Raw genomic sequence first — 17,787 nt, forward strand, 5'->3', positions numbered from 1 at the left:
AATCGATTGTCATCCCTGCGGTGAAGCATCCGCGCAGGTCGCACAGAATGGTGTTCCGCCATCGAAACACCAAAAGAGCCAACGGGATACCATCACCACCGCGGACGAGTCAAACGGTGTTTAGCACCCATGGCGCGGTGGCAAGCTTCAACTATTACCTTTTTTTCCCATTATCTATCCAAGACTCCTTCTTTTTTCACACTGGCAATCGGAATATTAATCCCAGAAATTTGTTTTATGTAATTTTACCATATAGTTAAAATATCTCAAGAGGTTTGGCAAAAAAATTGCTGGTACTTTCGTTAAATCCAGGAATCATCGACCCAAAGCACCATGGAAAAGGAAAGACGCCATGATCGATTATATTCTTGCCGGATTGAGTGCCGGACTTTTCGCTTTTTTGACACTCTTTATCGTCTCTTTTGTTGCTCTGAGTGTGATCACCGGTGTGATTCATCTGGTTGCCGTTGTTTATCGGAGTCTGGTTATGGGTAAAGGCTCAGTTTACCGGGAACAGACCGTCTGACAGGGGTATCAAAAATAAAATTCGGGCGGTCAGGCAAGACCTACGGATTGAACATTCAGAGTCATCCATCTGCGACAGAAGCAAGTCCTCCGAGCCTGTTTCAAAACGTCTTAGTGCGGTCAAAATCAAGGCGGACGACCATTTCACCCACAGGCGCAGCCGCGCTGCGTTGAGGATTGAAATGTGAGCCCAACGCCGATATTGGCCGAAATGGGGAGTTTTGAAATTGGCTCCTCCATTTAAAATAATCCCGGTGCGTATACCGTTCTATTCATATCGTGACCGGACCTTCTGTTTTCTACCTTCCGGTTTCCTCTCCGGCTATGATCGACACCTCGATTCCACGATTTTTTTACGACATTCGATGGTTGACTTTTTCTCTTCGAGGTAATAAATAAAGACCGGTCGGTATTTTTAAAGGAGCCAATCATGTCCGCCAAAGGCGAATTGACACGCCGCAACATCATCGAAAAATCGCTGCAGCTGTTTTCCGTCAAGGGGTATTTCAACACCTCCATCAGCGACATCCTCCAGTCCGCCGGGTTGACCAAGGGTGGGCTTTACTGCCATTTCAAGAGCAAGGAGGAGGTGTGGCGGGCGGTTTACGATGAAGCCGTGGAAATCTGGAAAGCGGTTGTCTTTAAACGCATGCGGTCAGCCACCGACCCTCTTGAACGGATTGAACGCACGATTGAAAATGTCCTGCTCGACTATCTGGGCAGGGAGGTGTTCGACGGCGGCTGTTTTTTCGTCAACATGCTGGTGGAGCTGTCCGGCCAGTCCGACACCATGGGCCGCCACATCCTCAAAGGCTTCGTGGGGTTTTCCAAACTGTTCCAGTCCTGGCTGACGGAGGCGGAAACCGCCGGTCTGCTCAAACCGGATCTGGATTACCGGGAAATATCCAATTTCATCGTCATCACCTTGAACGGAGCCGCCACCTTGTACATGTCCACCCGTGACAGGGCGGTCCTGCAGCAAACCAACGACCAACTGCACTTTTTCATCCGGCAGTTGCGAAGTTAAAGAATAAGCGTTCAATGGATCTATTGCGGTAAAGATAATAAGGATGGATTATCAATCCCTTGAATTCTCGAACCCTTTATAATACCAACCGGTCTTACTTTAAAGAGGAGGTTTGTTCGTTATGCCCGATAAAAAACTGCTGGCCCGCCGCACCCACAACATGGGAGCCAGTGCCATCCGTGAAATCCTCAAGGTGGTTTCAAAACCGGGAATGATATCCCTGGCCGGTGGCATTCCTGCTCCGGAAAGTTTTCCCATGACCATTATCCGTCAACTCACGGAAACCGTGCTTGAAAAATATGGCCCCAGTGCATTTCAGTATGACCTCACCGAAGGTTTCCTGCCTTTGCGCGAAGCCCTGATGGACTACCTGCTCGGAAAAGGCATTGCCGCTGCAGCGGAACAGATCCTGATCTCCAGCGGATCTCAGGGCGTGCTGGACAGTCTGGGAAAGATTCTCATCGACCCCGGCGACCGCGTTGCCCTGGAAGCGCCCACTTACCTGGGCGCATTGCAGGCCTTTACCCCTTACGAACCGGCATACGTGCAGATCGATACCGACGATCAGGGGATGCTGCCCGATGCGTTGGCAACCGCCCTGTCACAGCATCCCGTCAAATTTATCTATCTGGTGCCCAATTTCCAAAATCCCACCGGGCGCACTCTGCCCATGAACCGGCGCCGGGCCATCGCCGACATCATCCGTCAATTCGACACCCTGCTGGTGGAAGATGACCCATACGGTGACCTCCGCTACCGGGGAACACCCCTGCCGCCGATCAAAACGCTGGCCCCGGATCACGTGGTATACATCTCGACCCTGTCCAAGGTCTTCGCCCCGGGACTGCGCATGGGATTCTGCCTGGCACCGGATCTTATTTCCCGGTGGCTGGTTCTGGCCAAGCAGGGGGTGGATCTTCACACCAGCACCTTCAATCAGGCCCTGGCCGCGGAATATCTCGCCGGAGGACATTTGAAGCGCCATCTGCCACGGATCGTCGCGCTTTATCGTCCGCGGCAGGAGGCGATGCTCGATGCCATGGCCCGGTTCTTTCCGGAATCGTTTACCTGGTCGGCACCGGACGGGGGCATGTTCGTCTGGGTAAAAGGACCTGAAGGGATAGATATGGAAACGGTGAACCAAAAGGCGGTTGCCCGGATGACGGCATTCGTTCCCGGAACTTATTTTTTCGCCCGTCCGGGGGACGGCAGGGAAACCATGCGGCTCAACTACACCATGGCCGATGAAGAAACACTCACCCGCGCGATTAAAATTTTAGGGGATGTTCTGGGTGACGCACTGATGCAACAGCATGTTCAGCACCGGGTAGCATAGCAGATAGTTTACTATTAGAAATGGTAGCTTGGGGTTCGGATCAAGGCCGCAGCCTTTTGGAAACCGCAGGCGTAGCAGCGCTACGTCGAGGATTTCCAAAAGGCGAGAACGCCGATCCGGGCCGCAAGATGCCGTTTCTGGTTGTAAGCTAAAAGGGGATGTCTTCCGCCCCCTCGAAATCATCGATGGTCTCGGAAAGCTGCTGGACCACAGCACCCTTGGTGCCCGATTGGAAAATGGCCACCAGCTCATGCAGGGCATCATATCCCTGGTCATAGGTGTTCATGTGAAAATCCTGGGCCAGCAGGGAAAACCGCTCGATATCCGTCTCTTTGAGACAGGCATCGGTGTAGAAGTGGATCAGTTCGCCCAGCATGCTGTCGAATTCGCTGAAATAGGACAGGTCATCCAGAAGATCCAGGTCGGTGGGGTCGGCGGCAAGGCCTTTCAACAGGATCGCTTTCAAATTGGGGTTGGCCTGTTTAAAGTACTTGCGGATCAGCGGAAGATTGGACGTTTCAGAATAACGCTCTTCCAGGTAGGCGTCGAGGACCGGCCGGGTGACAGGACCGCCGGTATCCAGGAAATTGACCAGGCAACGCTGGCTTTCGGTTTCCGGCACGGCCACATGCTCTTCTTTGGCCTCTTCCTCGTATAGCAGGTCGGGTTCATCATCCCGCCATTCAAACCCGATTTCCTCCAGCCGCTCCCGATAGTCATGGGGGTGGTTTTTAATAATCTCGCTCACTTGAGCGATCCGGTCCTCGAAGTCATCCGCTTCAAAAAACAAGCCGTCACAAGCCGCATCGATCTCCGGGTCGCCATCCGGTTCGGCCGATCCGGTGATGCAGGTAAAGCAGCCGTACCCGGCGACGGCGGATCCCGCCACCCAGAGGGGTTTGCCGCAGGCACAACGGACGCCCTGGCGATGGGCGGCAAGGGCGTCTTCGACGGCGGCCCGAACCTCATCTCCGTCTGCACCTTTATGGTTGCGCAGGTATTGTTTTACAAACTGATTCAACCGAACGGGGGCAAAACCGGACATCGACATGCCTTCCAATACGTTTTGATAGTTTCGATTTTTTCATGCTTTTGGCACAACCGATTTTTGCCGTCAAGGGTTAGGCGGCATTGCCTGAGCAAAAAAGATCTTGGCAACCGCGGCCTCACCAGAAATACCATATGATATCGGTGGGTTCATTGGGTTTGACATCATCAAGGGGGTGTTTATATTTGGACTGCAAAATACAGACCAACACTTAATTTTGCCCATTACCCATGCAAGGAGGAAATGATGCGGTTTGACCGATTTACCATAAAATCGCAGGAGTTAATCCAGAACGCCCAGACCCTGGCATCCACCCACGGCAATCAGCAGATCGAGCCGGCACACCTGTTGGCATCGATGCTCGACGAAAAGGAAGGCGTGGCCCGGTCGGTATTCACACGACTGGGAGTCTCAAGTGACAGCATCGCCAACGCCGCTGCCAAGGCTATCGAACGACTGCCCAAGGTCACCGGTGGGGGAGATGGGTATCTCTCATCCGCCGCCAAGGCCGTTCTCGAAGCGGCATTCACTGAAGCCGGCAAGATGAAGGACGAATACACCAGCATCGAACACATCCTGCTGGCCATGTGCGATAAAAAAGCGGGAGAGGTATCCCGCATCCTGTCCGCATCCGGCGTGAGCCGGGACGCTATTTTAAAGGTGCTCATGGAGATCCGGGGAAACCAGCGGATCACCGATCCCAATCCCGAGGAAAAATACGAGGCCCTCAAAAAATTCAGCCGGGATTTGACGGAGATGGCCCGCAGCGGCAAGCTGGATCCGGTCATCGGCCGGGACGACGAAATCCGGCGCATCGTTCAGGTGCTCTCCCGCCGGACCAAGAACAACCCGGTGCTCATCGGCGAGCCCGGTGTGGGTAAAACCGCCATCGTGGAAGGCCTGGCCCAGCGCATCGTGGCCGGCGATGTCTCCGAAAGCCTGAAAAACAGACGGCTGGTGGCCCTGGACATGGGCGCACTGATCGCCGGTGCCAAGTACCGGGGTGAATTCGAGGACCGCCTCAAAGCTGTATTAAAGGAGGTGGAAAAAGCCGAAGGTCAGGTCATCCTGTTCATCGACGAACTTCACACGTTGGTGGGAGCCGGGGCCAGCGAAGGATCGATGGACGCCTCCAACATGCTCAAGCCTGCTTTGGCCAGGGGTACGCTTCGCTGCGTGGGCGCGACCACCTTGAACGAGTACCGCAAGTATATCGAAAAGGATGCCGCCCTGGAGCGGCGTTTCCAACCGGTGCTGGTTCGCGAACCCAGCGTGGAAGACACCATTTCCATCCTTCGTGGGCTGAAAGAAAAATACGAAGTCCACCACGGCGTACGCATCAAGGATTCGGCCATCGTGGCCGCCGCGGCCCTGTCCCACCGCTATATCGCCGACCGCTTTCTGCCCGACAAAGCCATCGACCTCATCGACGAATGCGCCTCCAAACTGCGCATCGAAATCGACTCCATGCCCGTGGAAATCGATGAAGTCCAGCGAAAGATCCTCCAGGCGGAAATCGAACGGGAAGCCCTGAAAAAAGAGACCGATCCGGCTTCCCGGGAGCGGCTGGCCAAACTGGAAGATACCCTGGAAGCGATGCACGCCCAGATCGCCGGCATGAAAAACCATTGGGAAGAGGAAAAGCGCCTGATCCAGAACATCCGGAAAATCAAGGAGGCCCAGGAACAGCTGGGCATCGATGAGCAGCGGGCTGAAAGGGAGGGCAACCTGGCCCGGGTGGCCGAACTGCGCTATGGCAGAAGCAACGAACTGAAGGCTCAGTTGGAAAAGGCCAATAAAGATCTGGAAGCGCTTCAATCCGACAAGAAAATGCTCAAGGAAGAAGTGGATGACGAGGATATCGCCGAGGTGATCTCCCGGTGGACCGGCATTCCGGTAAGCCGCATGCTGGAAGGCGAACGGCAGAAACTGGTGCACATGGAGCAGCGTCTGGGCAAGCGGGTCATCGGCCAGGAACAGGCTATCGAAGCCGTCTCCAATGCGGTGCGCCGGGCACGCTCGGGTCTGCAGGACCCCAACCGGCCCATCGGTTCCTTCATCTTCATGGGACCCACCGGTGTCGGGAAAACCGAACTGGCCAAGGCCCTGGCCGAATTCATCTTCGATTCCGAGCAGGCTATGGTGCGCATCGACATGTCCGAGTTCATGGAGAAGCATTCGGTGTCCCGGCTCATCGGCGCGCCTCCGGGCTATGTGGGCTACGATGAAGGCGGCTACCTCACCGAGGCGGTGCGCCGGCGGCCGTATGCCGTGGTCCTGTTCGACGAGATCGAAAAGGCCCACCCCGAGGTGTTCAACGTGCTGCTGCAGATTCTGGACGACGGCCGCATGACCGACGGCCACGGCAAGACCGTGGATTTCAAGAACACCATCATCATCATGACCTCCAACGTGGGCAGCCAGTATATTCAGGATCTGGGGGGACGCGACCGCGAGGAGATGGAGCGCCGGGTCACCGAGGCCCTGCGCGCCGGCTTCAAGCCGGAATTTCTCAACCGTATCGACGAAACCATCATCTTTTTTAACCTGGAGCAGGAGCAGATCGGCAAGATTGTGGAAATCCAGATGGAACGGCTGGCCGACCGGCTGGCCGAGCAGCACATCGAGCTGATCCTGGCCGATTCGGCCCGTGACCTGATCGCTCGCCAGGGCTACGATCCAGCTTACGGCGCCCGCCCCCTTAAGCGGGTGATCCAGCGGCAGATCGAAAACCCGCTGGCCATGGAGATACTGGAAGGCAAAATTATGGAAGGCGCCCGGTTGAGTGCCGAGGCCGAAGGCGAGCGGATCGTGTTCCGGCAGGTTTAGGATTTTCTGCGGGAAGTCCGCACGCGGTACATGCGCTCGGTAAAGCCGCCCTCGTTTTCAAACACCTCGGATTGCGCGGCAATCTGGCGGTCAAGCAGGCTGCATGCCACGGCGATGAGAACCAGGGCGGCATTGACCGCGATTTCGGGGAAGGTGGTGAACGGAGTGGACGATGTGGACCCGGTGGACAATTCATTCCGTCCATGTCGTCCACCCTGTCCATTATGTCCATCATGCACCGCTTTCACCCACCATGCCACGTCATCAGCCGTCGTGCACCGCCTGGCAATCAGGTTGACCCGGCGCGGGTCCTCCCGCGCCCAGATCGCAAGCCGCCGCTGGCGCAGAAAATCCTCATAATCCAGCCGCAGCTCCTCCAGGCTGGCGCGGGCCACGTTAGTCAGCTTCAATTCGGTTTTCCGGGACGTGCCCGACGCCTGGCTACCTTCGGCAATGTTCTGCACGCCGCTTCGCGCGGCCTGGACCATCTGGTCGCGGGTGGGGCTGAACCGGTCGACATAGCGCTCACAAAAACGGACCGTCAGGTCATAGGCCAGCTGTGCAACCTGAAAGCTTTTCAGGTTGCGATAGCAGCCGTGCTTGGGAATCAATGCTTCCCGTTCAACCATCAGCCACCCCCTTGATTCAGTCTTGTCTCCCCTTCAATTCCGTCCGTCCACAACGTCCACGTTACCCGGTAGCCCACGGCGATAATGGCCTGTAAATTATAGAATTTCGTACGGTAGCGTTTGCCGTCCGTGGCAGTTGTCAAGTATTCCTTGACAACTCGATCCGCCGGCAACTCCCCTTGGCCAGCATGTAGTGAAACTGCCGGTTCGGATGGCCGTCTCCGTCCGCCGCACCGTTTCTGCTTCTGCCGCTGCCCAGGGTGTTGCCGAAGACGATATGGGAGACATCCTCGCCTTTGATCATCAGGTCCGATCCGCAGATGGCGTAGGATTCGGGATTGTACTCCTGGCCGAACAGTTCCAAGTTGGTCTCCGCGTTGTGCTCCAGAATGTACTTTTCGGAAACCGACAGCATGCCGCCGGTGCCAACGGTAGGGTCGTAAATGGTGACCACCCGGCCGGGGTCGTAGATTTTTTCGTCGTAGGTGTAGAGAATATGCACCATGAGGGAAATCACCTCGCGTGGGGTGAAGTGATCCCCGGCCTCCTCGTTGGCCTGCTCGTTGAAGCGCCGCACCAGGTCCTCGAAGATGTAGCCCATGGCCAGGTCGGGCACCCGGTCCGGGTGAAAATCGACGGTCTTGAATTCCTGGATGACCTGAAAGAGCCGGTTGGATTCGTCCAGCTTTTCGATCTCCTCTTCGAACTTGAACTTCTCCAGTATTTTGCGGGCGTTGCCGGAAAAACCGGCCATATACCTGGCCAGATTGGCAGGCAGGTTGTCGGCGTCGTCCAGCAGGCCGGCGAACAGCCCCTCCTCGCGTTTGGCAAAGGTGAACCCGCTGATGTTGAAAAAGTTGAGTTTGAATTTCTGTCAGATGATTTTTTCAATGGTTTCGTCATCGTATTTCTCAGCCGCCTTCAGCGCCGCGTATCGCTTCATCACCGCTTTCTTGCTGTCTTCCAACACACAGTCCAGACGGCGCAGCACCGTCAGGGGAATCATCACCCGCCGGTATTGCGACGGCCGATAGGGTCCGCGCAGCAGGTTGGCAATCGTCCAGACAAGGTCGATGTGTTTTTTGTATTGGGATTGGTCGATCATTGGGCCGCTTTCTTCCTGTCACAGCATGTTTTTTCACAGGGTTTGCGAAAAAGGCGGTGCCATGCAGCTTATCGCCTATATTGGTTAATAATCTCGTAAAAACAAACGGTTGGAATGATTCGCAGTAAACCTGAAAAGGGAGGGAAAGTCAATACAGGCTGGTTTTCTTTATAGCCAGAGGAGAGGGTCCGCTTTACGATTTAACGCACAAAGATTCTTTCGGGCTTCATGTGGGATATGGTCATCAAACGAATTATATGAACGATCCGGTTTTTCCGATTAGTAGCACGATCACAAAAATGATGGCCAATTCATCATCTTGTTACCAAAAACAACCACGGCAACAATGATGATCATCCACGCAACAACCACGATCACCGCGCCGATGACGGCACTGGATTTCTTTTTCTCAGGAGATGCCTCCCCGGCCCTGACGCGGCAATCTTCCATGACCTCAACCGGAATCATCTTCACGGCCAGCAGGATACCCAGAGGCAGGATGATCAGGTCGTCCAGATAACCCAGCACCGGGATGAAATCCGGGATCAGGTCGATTGGGCTTACGGCATAAGCCACCACCAGGGCCGCCACGAGCTTGGCCTGCCGGGGGACCCGAGGGTCGCGGTAGGCCAGTAACAGGGCATGCACCTCCATCTTCAACACCCGGACACGCGTTTTCCAGCGTTCCATCCATCCGGATCCATATTCCATCATGCTTTTCCGTTAACGATAGGTCGGGCCGCGGAAAAAAGAACGTCCGCATTCTGCTTGAATCTCAAATCGTTAAGACACAACGCCAATAGCCCATGAAACCTTTATGGGACCTTTGCCGAACCCGCTTCCGGTGCAACCTCAGATACATTTATTTTTCCGCGGCCCTGTTTGAGTACATTCCTTATCCGTCCACGAATGAGGGATTTCGCGGGAGTTTAAGGCGAACGGCTGATTTGAACCGCAGGCGTAGCAGCGCTACGTCGAAGACTCAAATCCTGGTATCCAATGCCGAAATCACGTGAAAGCGCCATTCGTGGATGATCACTTCGCGAACACCCAAAATGCATCCCTCGGCGATTCAACCACTTTCCGGATTTTTTCCTGATTGTCCCTTTTCTGGAGACCGTCCTTTTTATCCCAGGCCCCCTCGATTTTGGCCACCAGCTCTTGGATCTGGCAGGGTTTGGTCAGGTAGTCGTAGGCTCCCAGCTTGACCGCCTCCAGGGCCGAATCGATGGACCCGTGACCGGTCAGTATCAGGGTTTGCGTGAAAAGGCCCAACTTCTTGATCTCCTTCAGGGTCGTCAACCCGTCCATACCCGGCATTTTCAGATCCAGTACCACCACATCAAAAGCTTCATTTTCAAGGGAGCGGATCGCTTCTGCCCCGCTGTTAACCGTCAGCGTCCCGTAGCCTCTGGCATCCAACAATCGACCCATATTTTTGGCAAAAATCACCTCGTCATCCACCAGCAGTATTTTAGATCCGATCATCGCGGCCTCCTTTCAACGGGGACGGGTGTCGCCCGAATGGATATTTCGGTCCGGAACGCTATGGCCTCCCCCGACATCTCAAGCGGCTCGTTCCATTTGGTTTACAGGGTTGTTCGGATCGGTCTGTACCTCCGTTGAGCGCAGCGGCAGCCGGATGGTGAAATCGGTTCCCTGGTTGAGTACGCTCTTCACCTGAATCTGCCCCCCCAACCGCCGGATAATGCTATAGCAGATAGATAGCCCCAATCCTGTTCCCCTGCCCATGGGCTTGGTGGTAAAAAAAGGATCGAACACCTTGGACAGGTTATCCTCCGATATTCCGCAACCGGTGTCGGACACCACGATCTCCACGGTCTCTTCGGTGTCCAGAAATGTGGAACTGACGGCCACTGAACCATACTGTTTGCCCTCATGGGCATCGATGGCGTTGGTGGTCAGGTTCAAAAAAACCTGTTGGAGCTGGGAGGGATCCGACAGAATCGGCGGCACATCCGGCGACAGGCGTTCGAAAAAAGTGATACCGGAAGATTTGGCCTCGCGCGCCATCAGCTCGACGACCTCCCTGATATAGGCGTTGATGTCCACCGTATCGATGACGGATTGCGTTCTTCGGGAAAACCGGAGCAGGTTATGAGTGATGCGCTTGCACCGTTTGATCTGTGTATCGATTTGATTCATGGAGTCGTCCAGTTGGGCACCGAAAGCCGGATCGATGCCGTCGGCTTCCTTGGAGGCATCCAGGAGAATCTCGCGTTCGGTGGAAATAATCGCCAGGGGATTGTTGATCTCATGGGCCACCCCAACGGAAAGCTCGCCGATGGAGGCCATCTTGCTGGCCTGCACCAGTTGTCGATTCAGAATCTCGGCCTCGGCGTCCCTGCGTTTGACCATGTTCAGCATGTAGCGGGTTACCAGAACCGTCACCAGCAGGATGGTAGCTGCGCTCACATGCAGAAATATCAGAACGGAGAGGTTGGCCCGATTCTCCGCAGCGAATGCCTCGTCGAAATCCTGCCGGACTACCAGCATCCATTGCGGCGTCTCCAACCAGGCGGTACTGACGATTTGCCGAACCGACCGTTCACCGTTGAAACCGGCATCGGCGTCCTCCTGCCTTACCCGGATGCCGGGGTGGACGTCACCCACGGCCATTGATGCGTTTTCCATAATCCGGCCGCTGTACCGGGGGGTGGTCTGGTAAATACCCTCGCCGTTGACGAGGAACACCTCGCCGGTCCGGCCGATCATGACGTTTTCCACCAATGCACGAAAAGCCTCCGTATCCACGGTGGCCCGCAGGATCCAGGGGCCCTGGTCATCATCCCCCCTGACCGCAATGACAAAATGGGGCTCTCGGCGAAACCCCATGAACATATCGCTGATGTATAGCCCCTTCTCCATGACCATTTTGAACCAATGGGCCTCTCGATAGTTTTTATCCAACAGGTCGTAGGGACCCACATAGGCCAGGTGTTTACCCGTGGCATCGATGACGCCGAGATCCGTCAGCGTCCAACGCTCCTGATTGATCTTGTCGAAAACGAACCGCAATCGCTCGGAGCGGATGAAGTCCTGCCGGCTGTGGGTCATGGCAATGAGTTCAAGCTTGGAGCTGTGTTCTTTTAAAAACATCTCGATGACCTTGCGATGGTGCTGTACTTCGTTGCGGAAATCGGTCATCAGCCGGGTTTCGGCAAAACGATGGTATTGGGTACTGATACCCCATCCCACCAGCAGCAACGGTACGACGGAACAAACCAGCGTCAGCAGGACAAACCGCTTGAAAAGCCTTCTATACCGGTACCGGTGATCGGCAGCGGAATCGGGATAGGTAGAATTTTCCGAAACGTTCGATGGTAAGCTCGGCATGTCGCCTCCTTCAACAGATCGGTCCCACAGATGTAACCCTGCTTTTTTTTGCTGATATGTCGTTTCAGATCAAGGAACATGCCAAAAAAAGCCATTCCTCAATAAATCATTTTATATAACTTTATTAAACAGTTAAGTTTAATCACGGCGACTATTCCCGCCGTCAGCTGGTGGATGTGTCACCCGCTCGGTGACAGGGGTGTCTCTCTGCCGGGCTGCCGGCAGTGGCCTGATGGCAGGTTCGGATGGCAGGGTGATCATTGCGGGAAAGCGTCAGACGAGTTGGGGCCAAAAAACCTTGTGGACGTCGATCACCTTGGCGATGGTGGCTGGAACGAAAGGAGAACGCTGGCTCCAGCAACCGGACCGGTCGCTGTCACCACTGTCGATTTTACATAGTTGCTGGATAAACTTAAGGCCGCACTCTTCGATGCCTTTAACGCTGTACCCGCCCTCAAGGACAAAAGCGATCCGTCCCCGGCATTCCCGGTCGGCCATCTCAATCAACCTGTCGGTGAGCATCCCGTAGCCCTCGGGCGTTACCCGCATCCCTCCCAACCGATCATGCTGATACAGATCAAACCCCAATGAAACCAGAATGAACTCGGGCCTGAACCCATGGGCCAGGGGCTCGATGATCCGGTGGATGACGGTGGCAAAGTCCCTATCGCCGGCGCCTCGGTTCATGGGGATGTTCACGGTGAAGCCTCTCCCTCGCCCACCGCCGATCTCACCGACATTTCCCGTTCCCGGATAAGCCGGAAAGCGATGGGTGGAGACAAACAACACCGAATCGTCGTCATAAAAAACGGCTTGCGTGCCGTTTCCGTGGTGGGCGTCCAGATCGACAATCATGATGCGTCCCACACCGTGGACCTTCTGAAGGTACCGGGCGGCCAACGCAACGTTGTTGAGCAGGCAGAATCCCATGGCCCGGCCCGGCTCGGCATGGTGTCCGGGAGGGCGCACGGCGGCAATGCCTCGAAGGGCCCGGCCGCCGCAAATACCGTCCATCAGCCCGAATACGCCGCCCACGGCCAGACAGGCCACCTCCCATGACCGTTCGGTGGTCTGGGTGTCCATATCCAGCGTGACCAGTTGCCGGCCCGACGTCCTCTCCAGGCGGTCCACATAGTCGGGCGTATGGACCCACAACAATTGTTCGCGCTCGGCGGGCTCGATGGTCAGGGCGTGCCATCGACCGGCGATGCTGGGGTCGGCAAGGGCTCTGTTGAATGCTTCAACCCGTTTGGGGCTTTCCAGGTGAAATACATTTTGCAGATGCAGGGCAAATCGCGGATCGTTGACAACCAGTACCGTGGTTTGTGAATCGGGTGTTTCACCGGCGATGCGCACCTTGCCCGTCCGGGTGGCAAGATCAATGAGGACCGAGGCTTCTGGTACCCGGGTCCGGTATTTGAGCAGCATCGCCAGGGCGGTTGTTGCCGGATACGGTTGGTATCGTGACATGAGACAGCGGGTGATGAATCTCAGGGCCGACTCCCGGCCCCGCCTCCCGGCGACGCTGCGCAGCCTTTTAATTGAAGCGCCGATAAGGGCCTCCAACCGGGACCGGACCCGGCCCCGGGGTGACCGACTGTCGTCAGCCATGTCTGCAATTGCCGTCAGCAGGTACCCGCCGGGTGTTTGCAGAATATAGCGGCACAGCCGCTGCTCCCTGAAACCACAATCCAGGTAAAACTGTCGGGCCCCCACCTCCCCGTCTAAAAAAATATGACGCACATGGTGATAGAAAGTGTTCCATAACATCCAGACGCCCGCCAGTAAAAACGTTCCCACTCCCTTGGGAGGGGCCTCGGTGTCAAGATGTTGCGGCTTGCGTCGGGCGACATATTTGATTTCGAGGCGGGTGTTCACCGCGTGTCGATGCAGCTGGAGCTTAACCAGGCCCAGAATCTGCTGCTGGGAAATGCACGCGAAGATCCACGGCAGGGAGTCGTCGGACCCACTCCGCAGCAGAAACCGGACGTCGAAGAATTCGAACCGCTGCCCGGCCACCTGCAGCATCGTCGCCCGGGTAAGGGGCAATGGCATGAACCAGGCCGGTTGCCCACCGCTCAGGTGGCCGAAAAAATGGGGCCCGAACGATCGGGGGTCCGGCATCCGGAGCGGTTCATCCAGGCCTGCCGGACACGCCGTCAGTCGACGCAGTTCATGATCCACCACCGATTCAGCGCCGGCCCGTCGGATGTCGTCCGCCAGTTGCCGCACATTTCCGGAAACCCATCCCGCAGCAAGGATCTGTTTTTTCCTGAGTTCCCCTAGTTTGAAGACCAGGGATTGCTCGAGGGTGCCGATACCATCAGCAACGAAGGCAGTTTTAGGAATATCCACCCGCTGCCCTTCGAAATAGTAGTGGAATCCCCTGCCTGCGGAATCCCTTTCATGAAAAGCATCGACAACCGGAATGGTTATCCTCGCGGCACCGAAAAGTTCCTGAAGTCCGTACCCCGAATCCGGGTCAACGACAGATATGGCATCAATGGCCATTTTCAGATGTTCGCGCTTAATCATGTGCAACGGGTTGAAGTTAGCTCTGCATCTGCTCCCCGAGGTCCCGGGTATCGTTGGGGCAGCACCATCCTGAACGCCGTGCCGCCGGCAGGAGACGCTTCCAGGATCAGGGATCCCCCCAGGGCTTGGAGGATATCCCGTGCCACGGGAAGTCCCAGGCCGGTACCGTCAGGTTTGGTGGTATACAGGGGTTCGAAGATCATCTCACGATCCGCCTCCGGAATCCCTGGACCGCTGTCGGCGATGGTGACCGCCACGTCCTGGCCGTCGGCGGAAATGGCGATGTGAATCTCTCCATGTTTAACCACGGCATCCACCCCATTGAGCAGAATATTCTGAATCGCATGGCGCAGCCGGCTCCGGTCGGTTCTGATTTCAGGTAGGTTTTTGTCGATCGTCCAGACGACACGAATGCATCGCTGGGTCAGTTCCTTTTTCAACCATGCGACCAACTCTTCGATCATGCTCACCAGGTTTACATCGGTGATCATGGGCGCATCCGGTCGCAGGCGGGAGAGGAATTGTTTAAGACGCTCCTGGGCGCCGCCGGCCGACTCTCCGATCAGCTTGAGGTCCTCGTCAATCTGCGGCGTCATATCCCCGGACAGATGCTTTTCCATCCACTGCGACGCCACCGTGATACTGGCCAGCCGGTCCACAATTTCCTGAAGTAAACCAATACCCAACTCCATGGTGGAGGTCATAAAGCTGCTTCGGCGAAGCTGGCGGCTCAGGTGTTGGATCCTCTGTCGTTTGGCTTCCAGTCGGTTGACCAGGGTGTTGGCCGTCAGCAGGACAAAAAACATGATAATGATACCACCGATAATCAGCGCCCAAAATGAAAGGTAGCGCATCTCCAGAACAGGCGCAAACACCTCGTCGAGGTCATATCGAGCCGCCAGCACCCACGGTGCGGCCGAAAGCCATATGGTAAGGAGTATTTTGCCATCCGCCTCATCGATGCGGGTTCCGTCGAAGAAACCCTGAGCCCCCAATCCCGAGTCGGCCATCAGGCGCCAGCCGGCCCGCGACAGGGTTTGATAGCGGCCGTCACGGTCAACCAGAAAAACGTCCGCCGTTGCCAACGTTTTCCAATCCTTCAGCACTTGCTGATGGAGCGTATCGGCATCGATGCTGGCCCGGATAATCAGGGGGCTGTTGTCTTGATCTCTGCGGACAGCGATACTGATGTGAGGCAGCTGTCGATATCCCAGTTCCAGGTCGCTGATATAAACCCCGGCATCAACAACCTTTCTGAACCACTTGTGATCACTGAAATTCCGGGTCTCCCTGGCATAGGCGCCCTTATAGGCAAGCTGATTGCCGCCAAGGTCGAAAACCGCTAAGTCGTGAATCCAGGGAAATTCACGGGTCAGGTCGCGGGTGTATTCGTCAAAGCGTTCCTGCTCCGTAAGAAGGGTGGTGGGCGTTCTGGCCACCCATTTAAGCTCAAAAATCCGATCGTTCAGGAATCGGTCGAGATGCTGCCTGCGCATCTCAACATCCCGAACGAGCATCTCCACGGTTCGGGTTTTAAAAATCGACACCGAATAAAAGGAAAAGATACCGCCGATGAGCACCAACGGAATGAATGCCGATCCCATGAGTGCCGCCAGCACCCGGTTCCACAGCCGCCGGAAATGCGGGTAATCATTTTTCATGGGTTCTCATTCCTCAACACCTTCATCGGCCCAGCTCTGGGCGCCATCCAGGTATACCAGCACATCCCTGAGACGGATCACCCCGATCACCCGTCGGTCTTCGTCGGTGACAGGCAGGGTCCGGATACCTTTTTCGATCATGATTGCCGCCACCCGTTTCAGCGGCGTGGCGGGTTCGACCGAAACGGTGTCCGGGTGCATCACCTCACGGACCTTCATATCCGGCAGCCATTGCGGATTGGCGGACAGCTCTGTCCAGGTGAGGGTCTTACGTTCCCTGGGCCGGGCGACACAGTCCACAATATCCTGTTTGCTCAGATGGCCGGCCAGGCGGTCATTTTTATCCACAATAAAAAGGGTCTCCCCAGCCATCATGAGCAGGCGATGGTTGAAAATGGAAAAAGCCTCTAACAAGGGGTCTGTATCCTCGATGCGCCGAAACGCATTCAGGATCAGTTCCCCGGCCAGGGATCGGGACCACAGGATGGGTCGCCGCCGAATCTGTCCAACCGTGCAGGCCAGGTCCAATTTTGCCACCAGGTCTTCAATGCCGCATGGCTTCATCAGGTAGTCGAAAGCGCCTTGACGGATGGCCTCGATACCCGTTTCCAATGTCGCATGGCCGGTGAGCATGATGACCGCCGGTGCCGAATTTTTTTCCTGTATTCGACTCAAGGCTGTCATGCCGTCCATCACCGGCATGCGGAGATCAAGCACCACCACATCGAAGGTCTGGGCATCGATCAACGCCATCGCCTGCCGGCCGTCTCCGGCCGTGGCCACCTGAAAGTTCCGTTTTTCCAAAAGCTTGCCCAGCTGAGCGACAAAGCGATCCTCGTCATCCACCAGAAGCACCCGCCGGGTCTGTGGGAAAGATTCCGCCAACACGTCTTCCATAACGATGGCCTCACCGAAGGACCTTGTTTTAAAACGCCCCATGTCGACCCGCATCGCCGGCGGCTTCACGTTTAACTCCTCGGAAGATACCATATCTTCCGCCGGTTGAAATGATCGCCCGCCTTGATCGGGGTCGAACGCCTGCGTTTTGAAACCGGCTCCGGGATCTAAGGGTTTCCCGCTTCCGTACGCTGCCGCCTTCCACTTTCTAATTCTCTAGCAATCAAAAGCCGTGCCATCATAGTAACCGCTGACTGCTTGTCCGGGGAAGCGTTCAGGTATGCCCTCCGGGTCGCCGATTGCCTGAACCGGGGAGAAAACCATTCGTGGACATGCAACCCGTCAACTGTCTCCTGATTCTGGACACCGATAGCCGAATACCTACGAAATCGAAAGTTTCAAGTTCAAAAATAACTCCCGGACCCAGTCAAATGGATGGGACTGGATAAAGCTGAAAGATCCCTCTAAATGGCACTTGGTTTGCAGTATTATCACCCAGAGTCCGGGCAGACCGGAGCCAGACTATGCTTCAGCGGGGACGAGAGCCCGGACCGCATGTGAAGACCGACAAAAATTCGTGATCCACCATCCCATGTTAAGTCATCTATGCACACAAGAACCCTGAACAGTGTCAGAGAAATCCTGCTTCCCTTCACCGGGCAGCTGCCCCTGGAACCGTCGGTACGTCTCAACGATCAGATCACCACTGCCATAGCGGTCATGGTCAAGCACAATCTCCACATCATACCGGTATTTTGGAACATGCGGCCGGTGGGCCAGGTACGCCTCAAGGATGCATTCGACATTGTGGGCATCCGGATTCCATGAACGACCGGCA

The 17,787-nt window shown here is 55.9% G+C and carries 14 protein-coding genes and 1 pseudogene; 5 read left to right on the plus strand and 10 right to left on the minus strand.

The features are described from left to right. Nucleotides 1-352: 352 nt before the first annotated feature. The 3 genes from ACHZBS_RS10545 to ACHZBS_RS10555 all read left to right on the plus strand — a co-directional run bounded on the left by ACHZBS_RS10545 (nt 353) and on the right by ACHZBS_RS10555 (nt 2,888). Nucleotides 353-526: a hypothetical protein gene (locus tag ACHZBS_RS10545; RefSeq protein WP_319406462.1), complete on the plus strand. Its 174-nt coding sequence runs from the start codon at nt 353-355 to the stop codon at nt 524-526. Between the two features lie 429 nt (nt 527-955). Continuing rightward, nucleotides 956-1,552: a TetR/AcrR family transcriptional regulator gene (locus ACHZBS_RS10550; RefSeq protein ID WP_319406463.1), complete on the plus strand. Its 597-nt coding sequence runs from the start codon at nt 956-958 to the stop codon at nt 1,550-1,552. Between the two features lie 121 nt (nt 1,553-1,673). Beyond that, nucleotides 1,674-2,888, plus strand: coding sequence for a PLP-dependent aminotransferase family protein (locus ACHZBS_RS10555; protein ID WP_319406464.1), 1,215 nt, complete (start codon nt 1,674-1,676; stop codon nt 2,886-2,888). Between the two features lie 148 nt (nt 2,889-3,036). Here the strand turns inward: ACHZBS_RS10555 and ACHZBS_RS10560 are convergent, their stop codons facing one another. Further along, nucleotides 3,037-3,933 (minus strand): hypothetical protein, encoded by an 897-nt coding sequence (locus ACHZBS_RS10560; protein ID WP_319406465.1) that lies wholly within the window; start codon nt 3,931-3,933, stop codon nt 3,037-3,039. A 249-nt stretch (nt 3,934-4,182) separates the two neighbouring features. Here ACHZBS_RS10560 and clpB point away from each other — a divergent pair, with 249 nt between their 5' ends. Further along, nucleotides 4,183-6,765 carry an ATP-dependent chaperone ClpB gene (gene clpB, locus ACHZBS_RS10565; protein ID WP_319409078.1) on the plus strand — a complete coding sequence of 861 codons (2,583 nt, stop codon included), beginning with the start codon at nt 4,183-4,185 and terminating at the stop codon, nt 6,763-6,765. On the opposite strand, the gene ACHZBS_RS10570 is transcribed toward clpB, so the two are convergent. The 9 genes and pseudogenes from ACHZBS_RS10570 to ACHZBS_RS10610 form a co-directional block, all read right to left on the minus strand. Then, nucleotides 6,762-7,394, minus strand: coding sequence for a four helix bundle suffix domain-containing protein (locus tag ACHZBS_RS10570; RefSeq protein WP_319406466.1), 633 nt, complete (start codon nt 7,392-7,394; stop codon nt 6,762-6,764). The genes clpB and ACHZBS_RS10570 overlap by 4 nt on opposite strands. Before the next feature lie 139 nt (nt 7,395-7,533). Continuing rightward, nucleotides 7,534-7,995 carry an N-6 DNA methylase gene (locus ACHZBS_RS10575; protein WP_324292415.1) on the minus strand — a complete coding sequence of 154 codons (462 nt, stop codon included), beginning with the start codon at nt 7,993-7,995 and terminating at the stop codon, nt 7,534-7,536. Between the two features lie 54 nt (nt 7,996-8,049). Then, nucleotides 8,050-8,499 (minus strand): annotated as a pseudogene (locus tag ACHZBS_RS10580) (type I restriction-modification system subunit M N-terminal domain-containing protein); the annotation flags it as partial. A gap of 291 nt (nt 8,500-8,790) precedes the next feature. Beyond that, nucleotides 8,791-9,213, minus strand: a complete 423-nt coding sequence (locus tag ACHZBS_RS10585) for a DUF1232 domain-containing protein (RefSeq protein ID WP_319406470.1) — start codon at nt 9,211-9,213, stop codon at nt 8,791-8,793. Nucleotides 9,214-9,534: 321 nt separating this feature from the next. Then, nucleotides 9,535-9,987 (minus strand): response regulator, encoded by a 453-nt coding sequence (locus tag ACHZBS_RS10590; protein WP_319406471.1) that lies wholly within the window; start codon nt 9,985-9,987, stop codon nt 9,535-9,537. Nucleotides 9,988-10,065: 78 nt separating this feature from the next. Next, on the minus strand, nt 10,066-11,856 hold the full coding sequence (locus tag ACHZBS_RS10595; RefSeq protein WP_319406472.1) for an ATP-binding protein: 1,791 nt from the start codon (nt 11,854-11,856) through the stop codon (nt 10,066-10,068). 273 nt (nt 11,857-12,129) lie between these two features. Beyond that, nucleotides 12,130-14,391, minus strand: coding sequence for a histone deacetylase (locus ACHZBS_RS10600; protein WP_319406473.1), 2,262 nt, complete (start codon nt 14,389-14,391; stop codon nt 12,130-12,132). Then, entirely contained in the window at nt 14,388-16,052 is a 1,665-nt protein-coding gene (locus ACHZBS_RS10605) for a sensor histidine kinase (RefSeq protein ID WP_319406474.1), read from the minus strand. The genes ACHZBS_RS10600 and ACHZBS_RS10605 overlap by 4 nt, the downstream gene beginning before the upstream one ends. A gap of 6 nt (nt 16,053-16,058) precedes the next feature. Next, entirely contained in the window at nt 16,059-17,018 is a 960-nt protein-coding gene (locus ACHZBS_RS10610) for a response regulator (protein WP_319406475.1), read from the minus strand. Nucleotides 17,019-17,555: 537 nt separating this feature from the next. Between ACHZBS_RS10610 and ACHZBS_RS10615 the strand changes: the two genes are divergently transcribed. After that, the gene (locus tag ACHZBS_RS10615; protein ID WP_319406476.1) at nt 17,556-17,777 is read left to right on the plus strand and encodes a hypothetical protein; all 222 of its coding nucleotides are present in this window, start codon (nt 17,556-17,558) and stop codon (nt 17,775-17,777) included. The last annotated feature ends 10 nt before the right edge of the window (nt 17,778-17,787 follow it).

It is taken from the genome of uncultured Desulfosarcina sp. (assembly GCF_963664155.2).
Lineage (GTDB): Bacteria > Desulfobacterota > Desulfobacteria > Desulfobacterales > Desulfosarcinaceae > Desulfosarcina.